Source organism: Bradyrhizobium sp. Kon69 (genome assembly GCF_055807515.1).
On record NZ_JBVVOS010000007.1, the window covers coordinates 1 to 13,749 of the forward strand.

Sequence of the window (13,749 nt, forward strand, 5' to 3'; positions counted from 1 at the left end):
CGATCGAAGCTGTTGTCTCGCATCTGAATTCTCCCCGTACAGGATGAATTCGATCAGCGAATTAGTGAACATGCACAATTGCGAGCGCAGCGAAGCAATCCAGGATCTTTCCGCGATGACAGTCTGGATTGCTTCGTCGCAAGTGCTCCTCGCAATGACGCAGACCATGGCGACCGTCGTCCGTCACGGTATCTCGTACACCACCATCTTGTCGGCGATGCCGCGCAGTGCGGCCTGCTTCTGGATCGGCCTGATTTCGCGCTGCTTGAGGACTTCGGCGACCGCCGGTGCATCCAGCACCGGGCCGGTGATGTGGATCTCCTGCGCGGTCGAGAGGCTCTGCACGCGGGCGGCGATGTTGACGGTCTGGCCGAAATAATCCTGCCGCTCGTTCAGCATCACCGCGAGACACGGACCCTCGTGGATGCCGATCTTGACGATGAGATCGGCAGTGCCGCGCTTTTTGTTGAGCTCGTCCATCGCCGCGCGCATCCGCAAACCCGCTGCGATCGCATGCTCGGGACGGACGAAGGTCGCCATCACGGCGTCGCCGATGGTCTTCACTACCGCGCCTTTTTCGGAGGAGATGATCTCGAGCAGCGCGTGGAAATGCGCGCGCACGAGGTCGAAGGCGGCGAGATCGCCGACCCGCTCATAGAGCGCGGTCGAGCCCTTCAGATCGGTGAACAGGAAGGTCAGCGAGGTGATCTGGAGCCGCTGGTCGAGACTGAGATTGTCCGCCTTGAACACGTCGCGAAACGTCTGGTTCGACAGCATCCGCTTGGCGGTAAGAAACGGCTTGCGCTTGCCGATGAGGTGATGGAGTGCCTCGGCCGCGATGAACACCGACGGCAGCACGCGCACGCCGGCCTGGTTTTCCAGCGACAGCCGCAGCGGGCCCGGCCGCATGGTCGTGGTTCCCGTCGGCGCCTGCACCCTGTTGTACATGATGGCGAGCTGCTGACGGTCCTTGGTCGGCTCGCCCTGCACGTCGATGAAATGGGCGGCGTGCGTCACCGGTTCGAAGATGATGATGAAGTCGTTCGGCAGCTGCAGCGACATGGTCGCCTTCTCGCCGGCCGGCAGCTCCATCGTATCCAGCGTCACCTCATTGGCGAGCGTCGCAAACGATTCCTTGTTGAAGTCGACGCCGGAGCTCCAGAACACCTGCTTGAAGTACTCCCACACCGGAAGCGTATCGGGATCATGCGCCGCAATGCGCCGGACACGTGAATTGACGGTGAAGGAGACTTCGACCTGATCATCGACGGACGCCTTGTAGCCGCAGGCGCACAGCGCGCAGTGATAATCGTCGGGCTTGAGCGCCTTCAGGGTGGAGTGCGCACCCAACACGCCCCCGCAGCCCGGGCACAGCACATTCCAGCCCAGATCGAACAGGCCGAGCCGCGCCGAATGCAGGAACGCCGAGATCGCGTGCTCTTCATCGAGACCGTGCTGCTTCGCGAAATCGAGGACATTGACGCGGTTGAGCTCGTGATCTTCGCCATCCTCGATGAGGCGCGCGATCGCGTCGACCACTTTCGCATCGGCGGTCTGCTTCAGAACGGAAAACTGGGCCTGGATGTCGCTCATGGCGTAACTCTATCTGGTGTGGATCACGCCGTCGGCCAGGCGAACGCCTGTCACCGACGCGTGATGCGGAACAGGGGCGAACGGTCCGGCTGGGTCGTGACGACGCCGAGCGGGATGACAGGGCTGGTATCGGCAAGCTCGACTCGGAACGCACCGATCAGCCGGCCCAGTGCCAGCACGGATTCAGCTTGCGCGAAGGGGGCGCCGACGCAGACCCGCGGACCCGCGCCAAAAGGCAGATAGGCAAACCGATCGGGCGCTTCCGTCGACATAAAGCGTTTTGGAATGAACGCGTTCGGCTGATCCCACAGCTTCTCGTGCCGGTGCAGCAGCCACGGCGCGATCATGATGATGTCGCCCTTGCCGATGGCGACGCCGGCCGCGTTATCCTTCTCGCGCGCGGCCCGGGCGATCAGGAAGGCCGGCGGATAAAGCCGCATGGTCTCCTCGATCGCGGCGCGGGTGAACTTCTGACGATCGATGTCGGCCATGCTGTCGAGGTGTTCGCCACGCGTCTCGGAGGCGATCTCCTCCTGCGTATCGGGATCGAGCGCGAGCAGATAGAGCGCCCAGAACAGCGCGGTCGCCGTGGTCTCGTGACCCGCGAGGATCATGGTCGCGACTTCGTCGACCAGTTGCTCGTCCGAAAAGCCCTTGCCGGTTTCAGGGTCGCGCGCCTCGTCCATGAGATCGAACAGATCGCGCGGCGGCGCGCCCTCCTTCTTGCCCATCTCACGCCGCTCGGCGATCAGCATCGCGACGAATTCGGTCCAGCGCTTGCGGAAACGGGCGCGGGCAAAATCCATCGGGCTCGGCCAGGACAGCGGCAGCACCATGTCGAGCAAGTACGGCCGCCCAAGCCGGGCTCCATACTCCATGACGAAGTTGCGCAAGGTCGGGCCATGGCGATCCATGCCGAACGAGAACATGGTGCGTCCGGCGATCTCCAGCGTCATGCGCTGCATGAGCTCGCGCAGATCGACCGGCTCGCTCGTTCGGGCGTCGAGCTTCGCGATGGTCTCGTCGAGCACCGCCGTCATGTGCGGAACGAGATTTGCCGTCGCACGCGGCGTGAACGCCGGTGCGAGAGTGCGGCGCTGAAACGTCCACGAATGGCCCTCCGCAATCAGAAGACCGTCGCCGAGCACGGGACGAAGCATGCGGATGCCCGCGGGGGTGCGCGAATAATTCTCGTAATTGCTGAGCAGGACATGCCGGATCGCATCCGGCCGGTTCAGGATGAAACTGTTGCGGAAGAAGAAGCGGCCCTCGATGACGTCTTCCTCGTAGGCGCGCTGCCCCCAGGTCGCGATCATGTTCCGCTTGATCACGGCAAGCCGGCCGAGGAACGACATGTCGTCGGGCGCACGCGGCGGGGTCGGAGGGACGATGGGCCGACGCACGCTGGCGATGTTCATGGCTCGCTCCCGCAGAGGTGACGCAGGCAATTAGCTAGTAAGTCAGCTCGGCAATCGCAATCCTGTTCTCGGAGGCAGGCCAGGTACGTGCCACAATTCGTTCTTCGCCAAATTGGGCCACGATGTTACGCCCGACCTCGCCGGCCGCAAGGCGCAGTGTTGCTGTCGAATCCGTGGGCACACCCGATTTGACGTCCGACGGCTCCTTGCCGTCGAGCAGCACCACGTCCCGCGGCAGGCCGAAATAACCGCGCGGGCGCGACATGATCACGACGGCCCCGGCGTCCTTGTCCGCGGGCCCGAGCGGACGCGCAGCGCGCAGATGCACCACGTCCGATGAGCGCGGGAAGGGCGAGCGGTAGATGTGCGTGGTCGGCGCATCCGGCGATGACAAGACGAATTCGAGCGACCAGGAAGGTTCGACCTGCGCCGGGCCCCAACGGCCGTCGGCACCGGTCTTCGCGCTGTGGACGGCGCCGCCGTTGCGCTCACCGGTTTCAGGATCGACGCGGAATATCTCGATGGTTGCACCCGCGACCGGGCGATTGGTCGACACGCCGCCGGGCGTGCCGGTAACAAGGCCGCTCAACTTCACGCTCTGCTCCGGCGCGATTGCGATGCGCGCGGGCTCGCGGCCGGCGATGAACTTGTAGATCTCGCGGAAGGCCCGAGGGTGAAACGCCACTTCGCGATGATCGAGGGCGCCGAGCACGAGGTTGGTGGCCCCCTTCAACTCCGGACCTTCGACGCTGACGCCGGTTGGCGTACCGGGCTTGCCGATGAAACGGCCGTCGGCCTGCGCGTATTTGTCCATGCCGTCGCTGCGCAAGGTGAGGAAGGCGACACCCGGTGTCACCTCGCTCTCGCCATCATTGAGGCTGCGCAGGAACGCGCCGCGACCGTTGAACTCGCTGTTGGGCTGGTCGTCGGTCGCGAACACGCCGTGATTGGGCGTGCCGCACAGCACGGCATGGCTGACATCGCCGGCGCCGCCGTTCTTGATGACGTTGCGGATGGCATAGCCGCCGCGCGAGCTGCCGACCAGTGCCACGCGGGCCGCGCCGGTGCGGCGCTTCAGTTCGGCTATGGCGGCGACGAGCTCGCGGCGCTGGTCCTCGGTCGAGGAGCGGCCCGCCTGCTCGACCTTGTCGTCACTTCGTGCATTGGGATCGGTGAAATTGATCGCATGCATGCGATCGCGCACAATGCCGTTGGATTCCATCCGCCACAAGGTCGTCATCCAGAGCGCGTCGTAATCGCCATTGCCGTGGACGAACAGGATCGGCGGCACTCCGCTCGGCGCGGCGGGGGAGGGTTGAGCCAATGCGCCCGTCCGCAGGCTCGCAACTGCGAAGGGCAAGCTGCCGGCTCCCTGCAAGATCATCCGTCGTGACAGCTTCATCTGTTCCTCCCCGGCAAAACCATCTCTTTGCACCGCTTATACCGGCCTAACCACTGGACAGCGAAGGACTTTCGCAGGCATCACTGAACTTGCCGGAATCGTCCAAAGACCGCTCCAAGACAACTTCAAGACAGCTTCAAGACCACTTCTGCCAGCCCATTTGGAAGGGGATATGACCGAGCAGACGAACCGCCAGAAAATTGCGGCCGACGGCATCATGGCGCCGCTGCGATACACCGTGTTCCGGCGCATCTGGCTCGCCAGCCTGCTCTCCAATCTCGGCCTGCTGATCCAGGGCGTGGGCGCCGCCTGGGCGATGACGCAGATGGCGGCCTCGGCGGACAAGGTGGCGCTGGTGCAGACCGCCCTGATGCTGCCGATCATGCTGATCTCGATGCCGGCCGGCGCCATCGCCGACATGTATGACCGCCGTATCGTCACCCTGATCGCACTCATGATCGCGCTGACTGGCGCGACAGCGCTCACGGTCCTGGCCTGGCTCAACTACATTTCCCCGGAAACGCTGCTCGTCTTCTGCTTCGTCGTCGGCAGCGGCAACGCACTGTTCGGTCCGGCCTGGCAGTCCTCGGTCAGCGAGCAGGTGCCGCCCGATGCTCTGCCGTCGGCCGTCGCGCTGAACGGCATCAGCTACAACATCGCGCGCAGCTTCGGCCCGGCCGTCGGCGGTGTCATCGTCGCCGCGCTCGGCGCGGTAGCGGCGTTCGCGTGCAATGCCATTCTCTATTTGCCGCTGCTGGTGGTGCTGCTGCTCTGGCGGCGCAACACCGAACCCTCGCGCCTGCCGCGGGAGAAGCTCAACCGCGCCATGGTGTCGGGCTTCCGTTACATCACCAATTCGCCGCCGATCAAGATCGTGCTGTTGCGCACGCTGGTGATGGGCCTGATCGGCGGCGCCATCATGGCGTTGATGCCGCTGGTCGCGCGCGATCTGCTGCATGGCGGCGCGCAGACCTACGGCATCATGCTCGGCGCTTTCGGGATGGGCGCCGTGGTCGGTGCGCTCAACATCCACGAATTGCGCAAGCGCATGAGCGGCGAAGCTGCGATCCGCGCCTGCACCATCTCGATGGCGTTCGCGATGGCCGCTCTCGCCGTGAGCACCGAGCCGGTGCTGACCGCGGCTGCCCTGGTGCTCGCCGGCGCGGTCTGGATGGCCGCCATCGCGCTGTTCAATATCGGCGTGCAACTCTCGGCGCCGCGCTGGGTCGCGGGCCGCTCGCTCGCGGCGTTCCAGGCCTCGATTTCCGGCGGCATCGCGATCGGCGCCTGGGGCTGGGGCCATCTCACCGACTATGCCGGCGTCGAGGTCGCGTTGCTGACGGCCGCCGGGCTGATGCTGATCTCGCCGGTGCTGGGGATCTGGCTCACGATGCCGCGCGTCGGCGCCCGTAACGAAGACGCCGATGTGCTGGCCGATCCGGAAGTCAAACTGTCGCTCACGGCGCGCAGCGGGCCGCTGGTGGTCGAGATCGAATACCGCGTCGCCCAAGAGAACGCCCGCGCCTTTCACAACGTGATGCAGGACGTGCAGCTCTCCCGCCAGCGCAATGGTGCCTATGGCTGGTCGATCGCGCGCGACATCGCCGATCCCGAATTGTGGACCGAGCGCTACCATTGTCCGACCTGGCTCGACTATCTGCGCCAGCGCAACCGCTCAACGCAGTCCGAACGCGCGCTGCATCAGGAGGCGATCGATTTCCACATCGGCCCCGATCCGGTGCGGATCCGCCGCATGCTCGAGCGTCCGTTCGGATCGGTGCGCTGGAAAGAGGAGACGCCGGACCAGGCCGCAAGTGAGGTGCTGCCCGTGGTCGCCACTGCGGCGGGAAGCAGCACGTAAGGTTTTGTGAGTCCGTAGCGACGTCTTACTGCCCGTGATCCGTCAGCACTTTGTCGCAGCCTTTGGTGAGCCGCGTACGGTTCTGCTTGAGGCAGGCGAGCACAGCCTGATCGCCATTGTTCATCACCGGGCGGCAGAAGCGCGTCACATCGCGCGCACAGGCGTCGTGTCCGGGCTGCTGCGCGGACGCAGCCGATGCAAACAGGATCAATGGAATGATGAAAAGAAATCTGGTCATCGCGTAATGCCTCTAACCCGGAAGATGTGCGGGCGAAGCTAGAGCGACGATCCCGAGGCCGCAACGGCTTTATTGACAGGCGGGCCTGCGCCGCCGCGTGGCCCCGGCTTGACGCCGGGGCACATCGCGAGGGGAGCTAACCGACGCAACGACGCTATCGTTGCTGTTACTGACTGTCTGTTACTGACTGTCCTGGGCGTCAGCGACCTTGCGTGACGCGCCGCCCTTGGCGAGTTCCTTGTCCATCACGGTGCGGCAACCGGCGCTCAGATCCGAACGATGCTTCATCATGCACGCCGTGATCTTGGGGATGTTCGGGATTTCCGACGAGCACAGGCGGAAAGCGTCGCCCGTGCACTGCTGCTGCGCTTCGGACGAGAAGGCGAAGCTCGAGCCGGTCGAGGCGATCGAGAGGATGGCGGCAAAGCCCACAGCCAGGCTGGTGTCGCGAATCTTGCTACTCAAGGACTTGGTGTTCAGAGACTTGGTGTTCAGCGAGTTGGTCATTTGAAGCTCCCATTGGCACCGCTGGAAGCGGGCCCGTTGTTGATGGGACTGACCATGCTCCAGCAAAACAGTTTCCACTGTGATGACGGTCACGGGAGGCCCACCCTCTGTGACTTCGGTCACGTTGGCGCACCTCGCTGAAATTCCTTCATATCCGCTGTCGTGTTGGTGTCACGTTAACTGTTCCTTCGCATTAATGGCTCGGCGAGCGGGAAATTCCGCCGGTTTGGTTGCGTAATTGGAAAGAATGGCGATGCGTAATGCGTTGGGCCTGATGCTGGCCAGTGTAGTTGCGGCGGTCGTGATTGCCGCCGGCGGTTGGTTTTATTATTCCTCGCGCGCCGACCAGGCCGCTCCCAAGACAATTGCCGCCCGTGCCGCCGATCAATTGCCGGCACAGGCGAAGCTCGCCGCCAAGGACGACGTTGCGACCACGGCGGCGATTGCGGCCAAGCCAGCAGCCGCCCCGGCGCCCGCACCCGCGCCGATGCCGGTGCAGCAGAAATCGACCTGCGCCAATCCCAACGCGCTCGGCGTCTCCCGCGTGGTCGAAATCGACACCACCGGCGGTCCGGGCTTCGGCTTCGATCATTTCAAGCAGTTCGACTTCCTCACCGACAAGGAGGTCGTGCTGACCTTCGACGACGGTCCCTGGCCGGTCAACACGCCCGCCGTGCTGAAGGCGCTCGCGGATGAATGCACCAAGGGGCTGTTCTTCTCGGTCGGCAAGCATGCGACCTACCATCCGGAAATCCTGCGTCAGGTGCTGGCACAGGGCCACACGGTCGGCGCGCACACCTGGTCGCACGTCAATCTGAACGGCAAGAAGATGACGGAGCAAATGGCCAAGGACGAGGTCGAGAAGGGCTTCAGCGCAGTGAGGTTTGCGCTCGGCACGAACCCCGCACCGTTCTTCCGCTTCCCGCAGCTTCAGCACAATCCGGCGATCGTGAGCTATTTCGGCACGCGCAACGTCGCGATGTTCTCGACCGACATCGACTCCTTCGACTTCAGGAAGGGCGCGACGCCGGAGAAGATCATCGAGACCGTGATGACCAGGCTCGACAAGCTCGGCAAGGGCATCATCCTGATGCACGACTTCCAGAAGCACACCGGCGAAGCGATGCCGGCGCTGCTCGCGCGTCTCAAGGCCGGCGGCTACAAGATCGTGCAGATGAAGGCCAAGACGACCTTCCAGACGCTGCCGGAATATGACGAGGCGCTGCTGAAGGACCTGAAGGTGCCGACCTCGAGCGCGCGTCCGATCGGAAGCGTGGTGCAGACGGTTTCGCAGTAAGCGCCGATCAAATCCAAAACTCTCGCGTCATGGCCGGGCTTGTCCCGGCCATATGCTTTTTGAGAGCCGGCATCTTACCAGTAGATACCGTGACGATGCAGTTCGCTGATGATGCGGCCTTCGGTCCAGCTGCGCTTGTGCTTCGGCTTATCCGCCTTGGCCGTCGTCTTCGCGGCGGGTTGGGCCGTCGTCGCGGGCGCTGAGGTCGTCGTGGTCGTCGGTGTGGGCGTGACGGCCGCCGCAGGCGCCGTGAGCGAAACCGCCGGCGGGCGATCGAGATATTTCGGAGCTTCGGCTGCTGGCGCTGCTTCGCTCACCTGCGTCGGCGCGGCAGCAAGTGCCGGCGCCGTTTGCTGAACCGAAGCCGGCTCGCTCACCGCGGACAGCGACAGGCTGCGCGGGCCTCCGGCCTGGGCAGATGCAGAGACCAGCACCATGGCGGCCACCAGAATGATCTTGCGCATATGAAATCTCCCCGTGTTTGGCGTGAGCTGGACACTAGGAGAGCCGATCGCGAGTTTATGTGATCACGATCACTCAGACTGGCGTGCGAGATCCGACGTGATGCCACGGTGAGGCAATGGCTGCGCTCGACCGGACTCATCTGCGCAGTGCGCACATGATGACCGAATGCGCCGGCCTGCCGCTCGCCATTCGCTCCGACAACGGCGTGCCCTTCGCCAGTCCCAACGCCTTGTTCAACCTCTCCAAGCTCTCGGTGTGGTGGCTCCGACTTGGTATTGCAATCGAACGCATCAAGCCGGGTCACCCGCAACAGAACGGACGTCATGAGCGCATGCACCTCACCCTCAAAAAGGAAACACCCGGCCACCGGGCGGCAATAGCTTGCAGCAGCAGGAACGCTTCGATGCCTTCGTCCGCGAGTTCAACTCCGAACGCCCGCACGAGGCCCTCGACATGAAATGCCCTGCCGAGCTCTACGTCGCCTCAGCGCGTTCCTATGCCGGCCTGCCGGAGCTGACCTATCCGTTCCACGATCGCGAGGTTCTTGTAACCGCGTGCGGCCGCCTTTGCCTGCATCGCAAGCGGATCAACATCTCAACCGTGCTGGCGGGCCAAAAGCTCGGCATCAAAGAGGTCGACGAGGGCATTTGGCTCGTCAGCTTCATGCATTATGATCTGGGATACTTCGACCTGGAGCAGAAAACCCTGCAACCTCTCGACAACCCGTTCGGCACGAGGCTGTCACCTATGTCTTAGGTACGTTCCGTTACCCATGTCTTCGGGCCGGACACTGGGGCGCTGGTGCCGCAAGAGGGATTCGAACCCCCGACCCCGTCATTACGAATGACGTGCTCTACCAACTGAGCTATTGCGGCGAACCTTGCCGGGGCCCGCGCGAGGCCGGTCCCGTTACGCGCGCTCCTGATATCGGGCATGGCCCGAATTGGCAAGGTGGCGCCGGCTTGGAAATGCCGCTCACCCGCCCCAGCGAGACCAGAATCCGCGCCAGCCGCCGGCCTGGGCCTTTGCATGGTCCCTGGGCGTACCGATTTGTTCCGTAAATTCATCGCTCGGACCCTCGTCGTCGATCCCGGGATCATCAGGTGCACGGACGATCGGGATGACGGCGGGAATGGGGGCTGGTGCGGGCTTGCCAAGGTCGGCGCGGGTCCGGAACACGGGCGTTGCCGCAGCCGGCGATGATTCGGCGATCTCAGGGGCCGGTTGGACCGGCTCAGCGGGCGCGACGACCGGCTCTTCCTTGGCGGCTTCCTGGACGACCTCCTGGACGGCCTCCTTTGAGATTTCCTGGGCCTCAAGAGGCGGCGAATTGTCCTGCGCGGCAGGCACCGGATCCGGCGCCGCGACAACCGGTTCCGCCGGGCCTTCGCTTGGGGCCGCCGTCACCCGCTTCGGCGGCGGAGCCGCCAGCATGGCTTCCTCGAACGCCGAGGATTCGATCATCGCGCCCCTGTCGGACGGAAGGCTAGCGACCGGCGTCTGCCACTGGAACGCGTCGAGGCGGCCAGTGACCGGGGACACCGGACGCCAGCGATCGCTGACATAACCGTCCGCGGTCCAGGCTGGATCATGGCGGGCGCGCACCGCGCGTAAGGTCCAGGCGCGGGCCCGACCGCCGTCACCATGCTCGGTACGCTCGATCTCCGCCATCAGCAGTGCCACGCGCTGGGTCGGATCGTTGACGTAAGGCGCCAGCACCGCGCGCGCACGGGCGAACTCGGACGCATCGATCGCGGCGCGCGCGATCGCCAGCTGGCCCTCGACATAACCAGCCTTGTCGGCAGGAATCTTGGCCGCAAGCGTCTCGACCCGCTGCAAGCGCTGCCGCGCGGAATCGCCGAGCTTCACATGCGCATAGGCATCCGCGAGATCAGGATGCGGATTGGCGAGCCAGGCGGTTTCCACCAGCTTCATGGCGCGGCGCACCTGATGGGCTTCGCTCTCGAATTTTGCAGCGAGCACTGCGGCCGGAACCAGGTTCGGCGCGAGCTTGACCGCCTGCATCACGCTCTCGCGCGCGACGTCGCGGTCCATCGTTTCCAATTCCAGCGCGCGGGCGGCGAGCAGCACGCCGCGCTGGCGCCGATAGGCCTGCTTGTCGATCAGGCCCGCGGACAGATTCGAATCGAGGATCGCGAGCGCGCCGCTCCAGTCGCCGCGCGCACAGCGGAAGCCGAGCACCGCATGCGAGGCCCAGGTCGAGGACGGCGACAGCTTGATCGCTTCCTCGGCGATCATCACCGCGCCGACCGCATCGTCGGCGCGCTGCGCCTCGATGAACAGGCCGCGCAGGCCGAGCAGGCGCGTGTCCTCGCGCTCGGCCATGGCACGGAAGACGCGCTGGGCCTCGTCGCGATTGCCCTCGAGCTGCGCCGATTGCGCATGCAAGAGAAGCGCGAGCGGATCGTTTGCGGCCAGCCGCCGCGCGGTATCGGCGTGACGACGGGCAAGCGCGGTGTCGCCGTGGCCGATCGCAAGCAGCCCGTGGGTAATGGCGTGGCGGCCGCGCGCATGACGCTTTTCGTGACGGCGGCGGCGCAGACGACCCGGAGCGCGCCAGACCATCGTCAGCAGGCTCCAGACCAGCACGACTGCCGCGGCAAAGAGGCCAAGCAAGAACACGAATCGGGGAAGCGTCGTTGTGGCGCGGAAACTGCCTGCGGTCAGGACGAGATCGCCGGGCTGGTCGGCAACCCAGGCTGCGCCGGCCGCCGCCAGCGCGATCAGGACGAGGAAGAGGACGATGCGAAGCATGACGATCCCTATACGCGCTGATTGTTGCGCGAACCTTTATTGACCAGGCTTGACGAGATCCGCCATGGCGGCGTCGGCGAACTTGCGTGAGGCGGCGAGCGCCGCGTCACGGGCATCGGCCTTGTCGAGCCAGGCTTGTGCCGGTGCACGATCGGCCTCGGGCAGCGTCTTCAACTCGCGCCGTGCCTCGGCGAAATCGTTGCGCAGCGCAGCCGCCGTCACCCGCGCGACGATGGCGCCGCGATCGTTGCCGACCCCGTCGGTCCGCTCGATGCGGACGAGTTTCGACGCCCCCGCCTGAAGACGCTCGACGATGCCGGTGCCGCTGGCCGGGGCTTCCGCCGGCGGCGACAATTTCGGCACGATGTTGAGGAGCTCGCGACTGAGCGCGACCGGCGTCGGAATGCCTGACGATGCAAAGGTGTCGAGCGGCTTCAGCATGTCCGGCTTTGCTGCCAGCGACCGCGCTGCGGCGAGCTGCGATACGTAGGCGTCGCCGTGGCGCACGGCGACGTCGAGCAGAGCCGCCGCCACCACATGGCGCAACGGTTTGTCGTCCATCGTTTTTGCGTCGGCGATCTTCTCGCTTTGCTGCGCGAGTTCGGCACGTTCGGTCTTGCTGGCACGCTCGAGCTGCGCGAGGCGGTCGTTGAGAGCGGCAAGATCGGGCGCGGCAGCAGACGGCGCCGGTTTCGCGTCGTTCGGGGTGCTCGCGGCCTTATCGGACTGCGCGCGCAGATTGGCGATCTCGCTGCGCAGGCTCGTTGCGGATTTCTCCAGCGCATCGATCCGCGCCACCATGGCCGGATCGGCGGCAGGCTTGCCCGCCTTGGCTTCGACTGCAGCAACGCGTCCGCTCAGCGCCTCGACGGCTGCGCCCGTCACTTGCGGAGCAGCGGGCGGCGCCTGCACCGCAGGCCATCCCAGCATCCAGCCGACCGCGATCACAATGGCGGCTGCCACGGCGCCGGAGAACGGAGCGATAACCCAGGGTGAAATTGACGGCGATACCGACGCGGACGCAACGGAAGATTCTTCCTCGGCAGACTCGGGCTGCGGCTCGGCATGAGCTTCTTCGGACTTTGCCTCTTGAGACGTTTCCTCTTGAGACTTTTCCTCCTGAAACTTGCCCTCTTCGGATTTGGCTTGCTCATGCGCGGCCTGTTCGGTCGCTGCCTCAGGCTCGCCCGCCACCTCCTGCGGCTGGGTCGAGACCTCGGTTGCCTGGAGGTCGATGGTGGGCGGGATGCGCTTGGCGCGGCCGGACTCGGGAGCCAATCCTGCGTCTTCAGGCTTGTCGTCGGCCATCGTGACGGTTCCTCACACTTACATGCCCTAAACGGACCCGATTGCGTCGGATTCGGCCCGACCTCTTACGCCAAACGGGTACGCAAAGCACGCTCCAAGGTGTCAAATAAGGCATTTTCGTCCGGCGTCGCCGCCACCAGAACCTGCGAGGCACCGGCCTCGCGCAGCACGCCGGCGACCGTCTCGGACAGGCAGCATTGCGGGATCGCCAGAGCCGAGATTTCGACACCTTCGCCCCGCGCGGCCTCCAGGAAAGCCCGCGCGCTGCGCCGGGAGTAATGCAGCACCGCCCTGATCCCATGGGCGGCAAAGCCCTCACAGACATCGCGCGGCAACAGCTTGACCGGCGCCATGCGATAGGTCGTCTGCGTGACGACGTTGAAGCCTTCGTCGCTCAGCTCACCGCCGAGGTCGCGCGACAGATCCGCGCCCGCAAGATAGAGCAACGTGCCCTTTTTCTTCAGCCGCTTGTCGCGCGCGCTCTGCATCACCTTGTCGCGCAGGGCGGCGGCATCGCCGCCGGCGATGACCACCTCGGCGAAGCCGGCATCACGCGCCGCGGCAGCCGTGTGCTCGCCGACCGCGAACAGCGGCAGCTCCAGGAGACCAAGGTCCTGCAATTGCGGCGCGACGGCACGGATCGCATTGGCCGATGTGACAATGACGGCGCTGTAGCTTGTTTCACTCTCGCCATGGAAGGCGACCGGCTCGAACTTGAGCACCGGCGCGAGCAGCACCACATGACCCCGCGCTCGCAGATTTTCCGACGTCGCCTCATTGTCGGGATGCGGCCGTGTGACAAGAATGGACATCGCTTGTGTTCCCGAACCACGTGGCGGTGGCGCTTTCACGAGGGACGGCCGCGCGTGACGATTGCGTTGGCCA

Annotated in this window: 11 protein-coding genes, 1 tRNA gene and 1 pseudogene; 3 read left to right on the plus strand and 10 right to left on the minus strand. The window is 65.0% G+C overall.

Going from position 1 to position 13,749, the window contains the following annotated elements:
- Nucleotides 1-183: 183 nt before the first annotated feature.
- The 3 genes from AC0L3U_RS11210 to AC0L3U_RS11220 are packed head-to-tail and all read right to left on the minus strand — an operon-like array spanning nt 184 to nt 4,413.
- A complete protein-coding gene (locus tag AC0L3U_RS11210; protein ID WP_247474935.1) occupies nt 184-1,593 on the minus strand; it encodes an adenylate/guanylate cyclase domain-containing protein in 1,410 nt (469 codons plus the stop codon).
- Nucleotides 1,594-1,643: 50 nt separating this feature from the next.
- Nucleotides 1,644-3,011 (minus strand): cytochrome P450, encoded by a 1,368-nt coding sequence (locus AC0L3U_RS11215; RefSeq protein ID WP_473361797.1) that lies wholly within the window; start codon nt 3,009-3,011, stop codon nt 1,644-1,646.
- A gap of 34 nt (nt 3,012-3,045) precedes the next feature.
- Nucleotides 3,046-4,413, minus strand: a complete 1,368-nt coding sequence (locus AC0L3U_RS11220) for a hydrolase (protein WP_473361798.1) — start codon at nt 4,411-4,413, stop codon at nt 3,046-3,048.
- A 172-nt stretch (nt 4,414-4,585) separates the two neighbouring features.
- On the opposite strand from AC0L3U_RS11220, the gene AC0L3U_RS11225 reads away from it, so the two are divergent.
- Nucleotides 4,586-6,274 carry an MFS transporter gene (locus AC0L3U_RS11225; protein WP_473293541.1) on the plus strand — a complete coding sequence of 563 codons (1,689 nt, stop codon included), beginning with the start codon at nt 4,586-4,588 and terminating at the stop codon, nt 6,272-6,274.
- Between the two features lie 25 nt (nt 6,275-6,299).
- Here AC0L3U_RS11225 and AC0L3U_RS11230 read toward each other — a convergent pair whose 3' ends face one another.
- Nucleotides 6,300-6,512: a hypothetical protein gene (locus tag AC0L3U_RS11230; protein WP_007604145.1), complete on the minus strand. Its 213-nt coding sequence runs from the start codon at nt 6,510-6,512 to the stop codon at nt 6,300-6,302.
- Between the two features lie 180 nt (nt 6,513-6,692).
- Nucleotides 6,693-7,019 (minus strand): hypothetical protein, encoded by a 327-nt coding sequence (locus AC0L3U_RS11235; RefSeq protein ID WP_473361951.1) that lies wholly within the window; start codon nt 7,017-7,019, stop codon nt 6,693-6,695.
- A gap of 253 nt (nt 7,020-7,272) precedes the next feature.
- Between AC0L3U_RS11235 and AC0L3U_RS11240 the strand changes: the two genes are divergently transcribed.
- A complete protein-coding gene (locus AC0L3U_RS11240; RefSeq protein WP_473361799.1) occupies nt 7,273-8,316 on the plus strand; it encodes a polysaccharide deacetylase family protein in 1,044 nt (347 codons plus the stop codon).
- 74 nt (nt 8,317-8,390) lie between these two features.
- On the opposite strand, the gene AC0L3U_RS11245 is transcribed toward AC0L3U_RS11240, so the two are convergent.
- A complete protein-coding gene (locus AC0L3U_RS11245; RefSeq protein WP_473361800.1) occupies nt 8,391-8,780 on the minus strand; it encodes a hypothetical protein in 390 nt (129 codons plus the stop codon).
- A 173-nt stretch (nt 8,781-8,953) separates the two neighbouring features.
- On the opposite strand from AC0L3U_RS11245, the pseudogene AC0L3U_RS11250 reads away from it, so the two are divergent.
- A pseudogene (locus tag AC0L3U_RS11250) lies at nt 8,954-9,537 on the plus strand (integrase core domain-containing protein); the annotation flags it as partial.
- 43 nt (nt 9,538-9,580) lie between these two features.
- Here AC0L3U_RS11250 and AC0L3U_RS11255 read toward each other — a convergent pair.
- From AC0L3U_RS11255 to AC0L3U_RS11270, 4 genes are all read right to left on the minus strand, one after another.
- A tRNA-Thr gene (locus tag AC0L3U_RS11255) sits at nt 9,581-9,656 on the minus strand.
- A 100-nt stretch (nt 9,657-9,756) separates the two neighbouring features.
- Nucleotides 9,757-11,556 carry a heme biosynthesis HemY N-terminal domain-containing protein gene (locus AC0L3U_RS11260; RefSeq protein WP_473361801.1) on the minus strand — a complete coding sequence of 600 codons (1,800 nt, stop codon included), beginning with the start codon at nt 11,554-11,556 and terminating at the stop codon, nt 9,757-9,759.
- A 36-nt stretch (nt 11,557-11,592) separates the two neighbouring features.
- Nucleotides 11,593-12,864, minus strand: a complete 1,272-nt coding sequence (locus tag AC0L3U_RS11265) for a COG4223 family protein (RefSeq protein WP_473361802.1) — start codon at nt 12,862-12,864, stop codon at nt 11,593-11,595.
- Between the two features lie 65 nt (nt 12,865-12,929).
- Nucleotides 12,930-13,676 carry a uroporphyrinogen-III synthase gene (locus tag AC0L3U_RS11270; RefSeq protein WP_473361803.1) on the minus strand — a complete coding sequence of 249 codons (747 nt, stop codon included), beginning with the start codon at nt 13,674-13,676 and terminating at the stop codon, nt 12,930-12,932.
- Nucleotides 13,677-13,749: the final 73 nt, after the last annotated feature.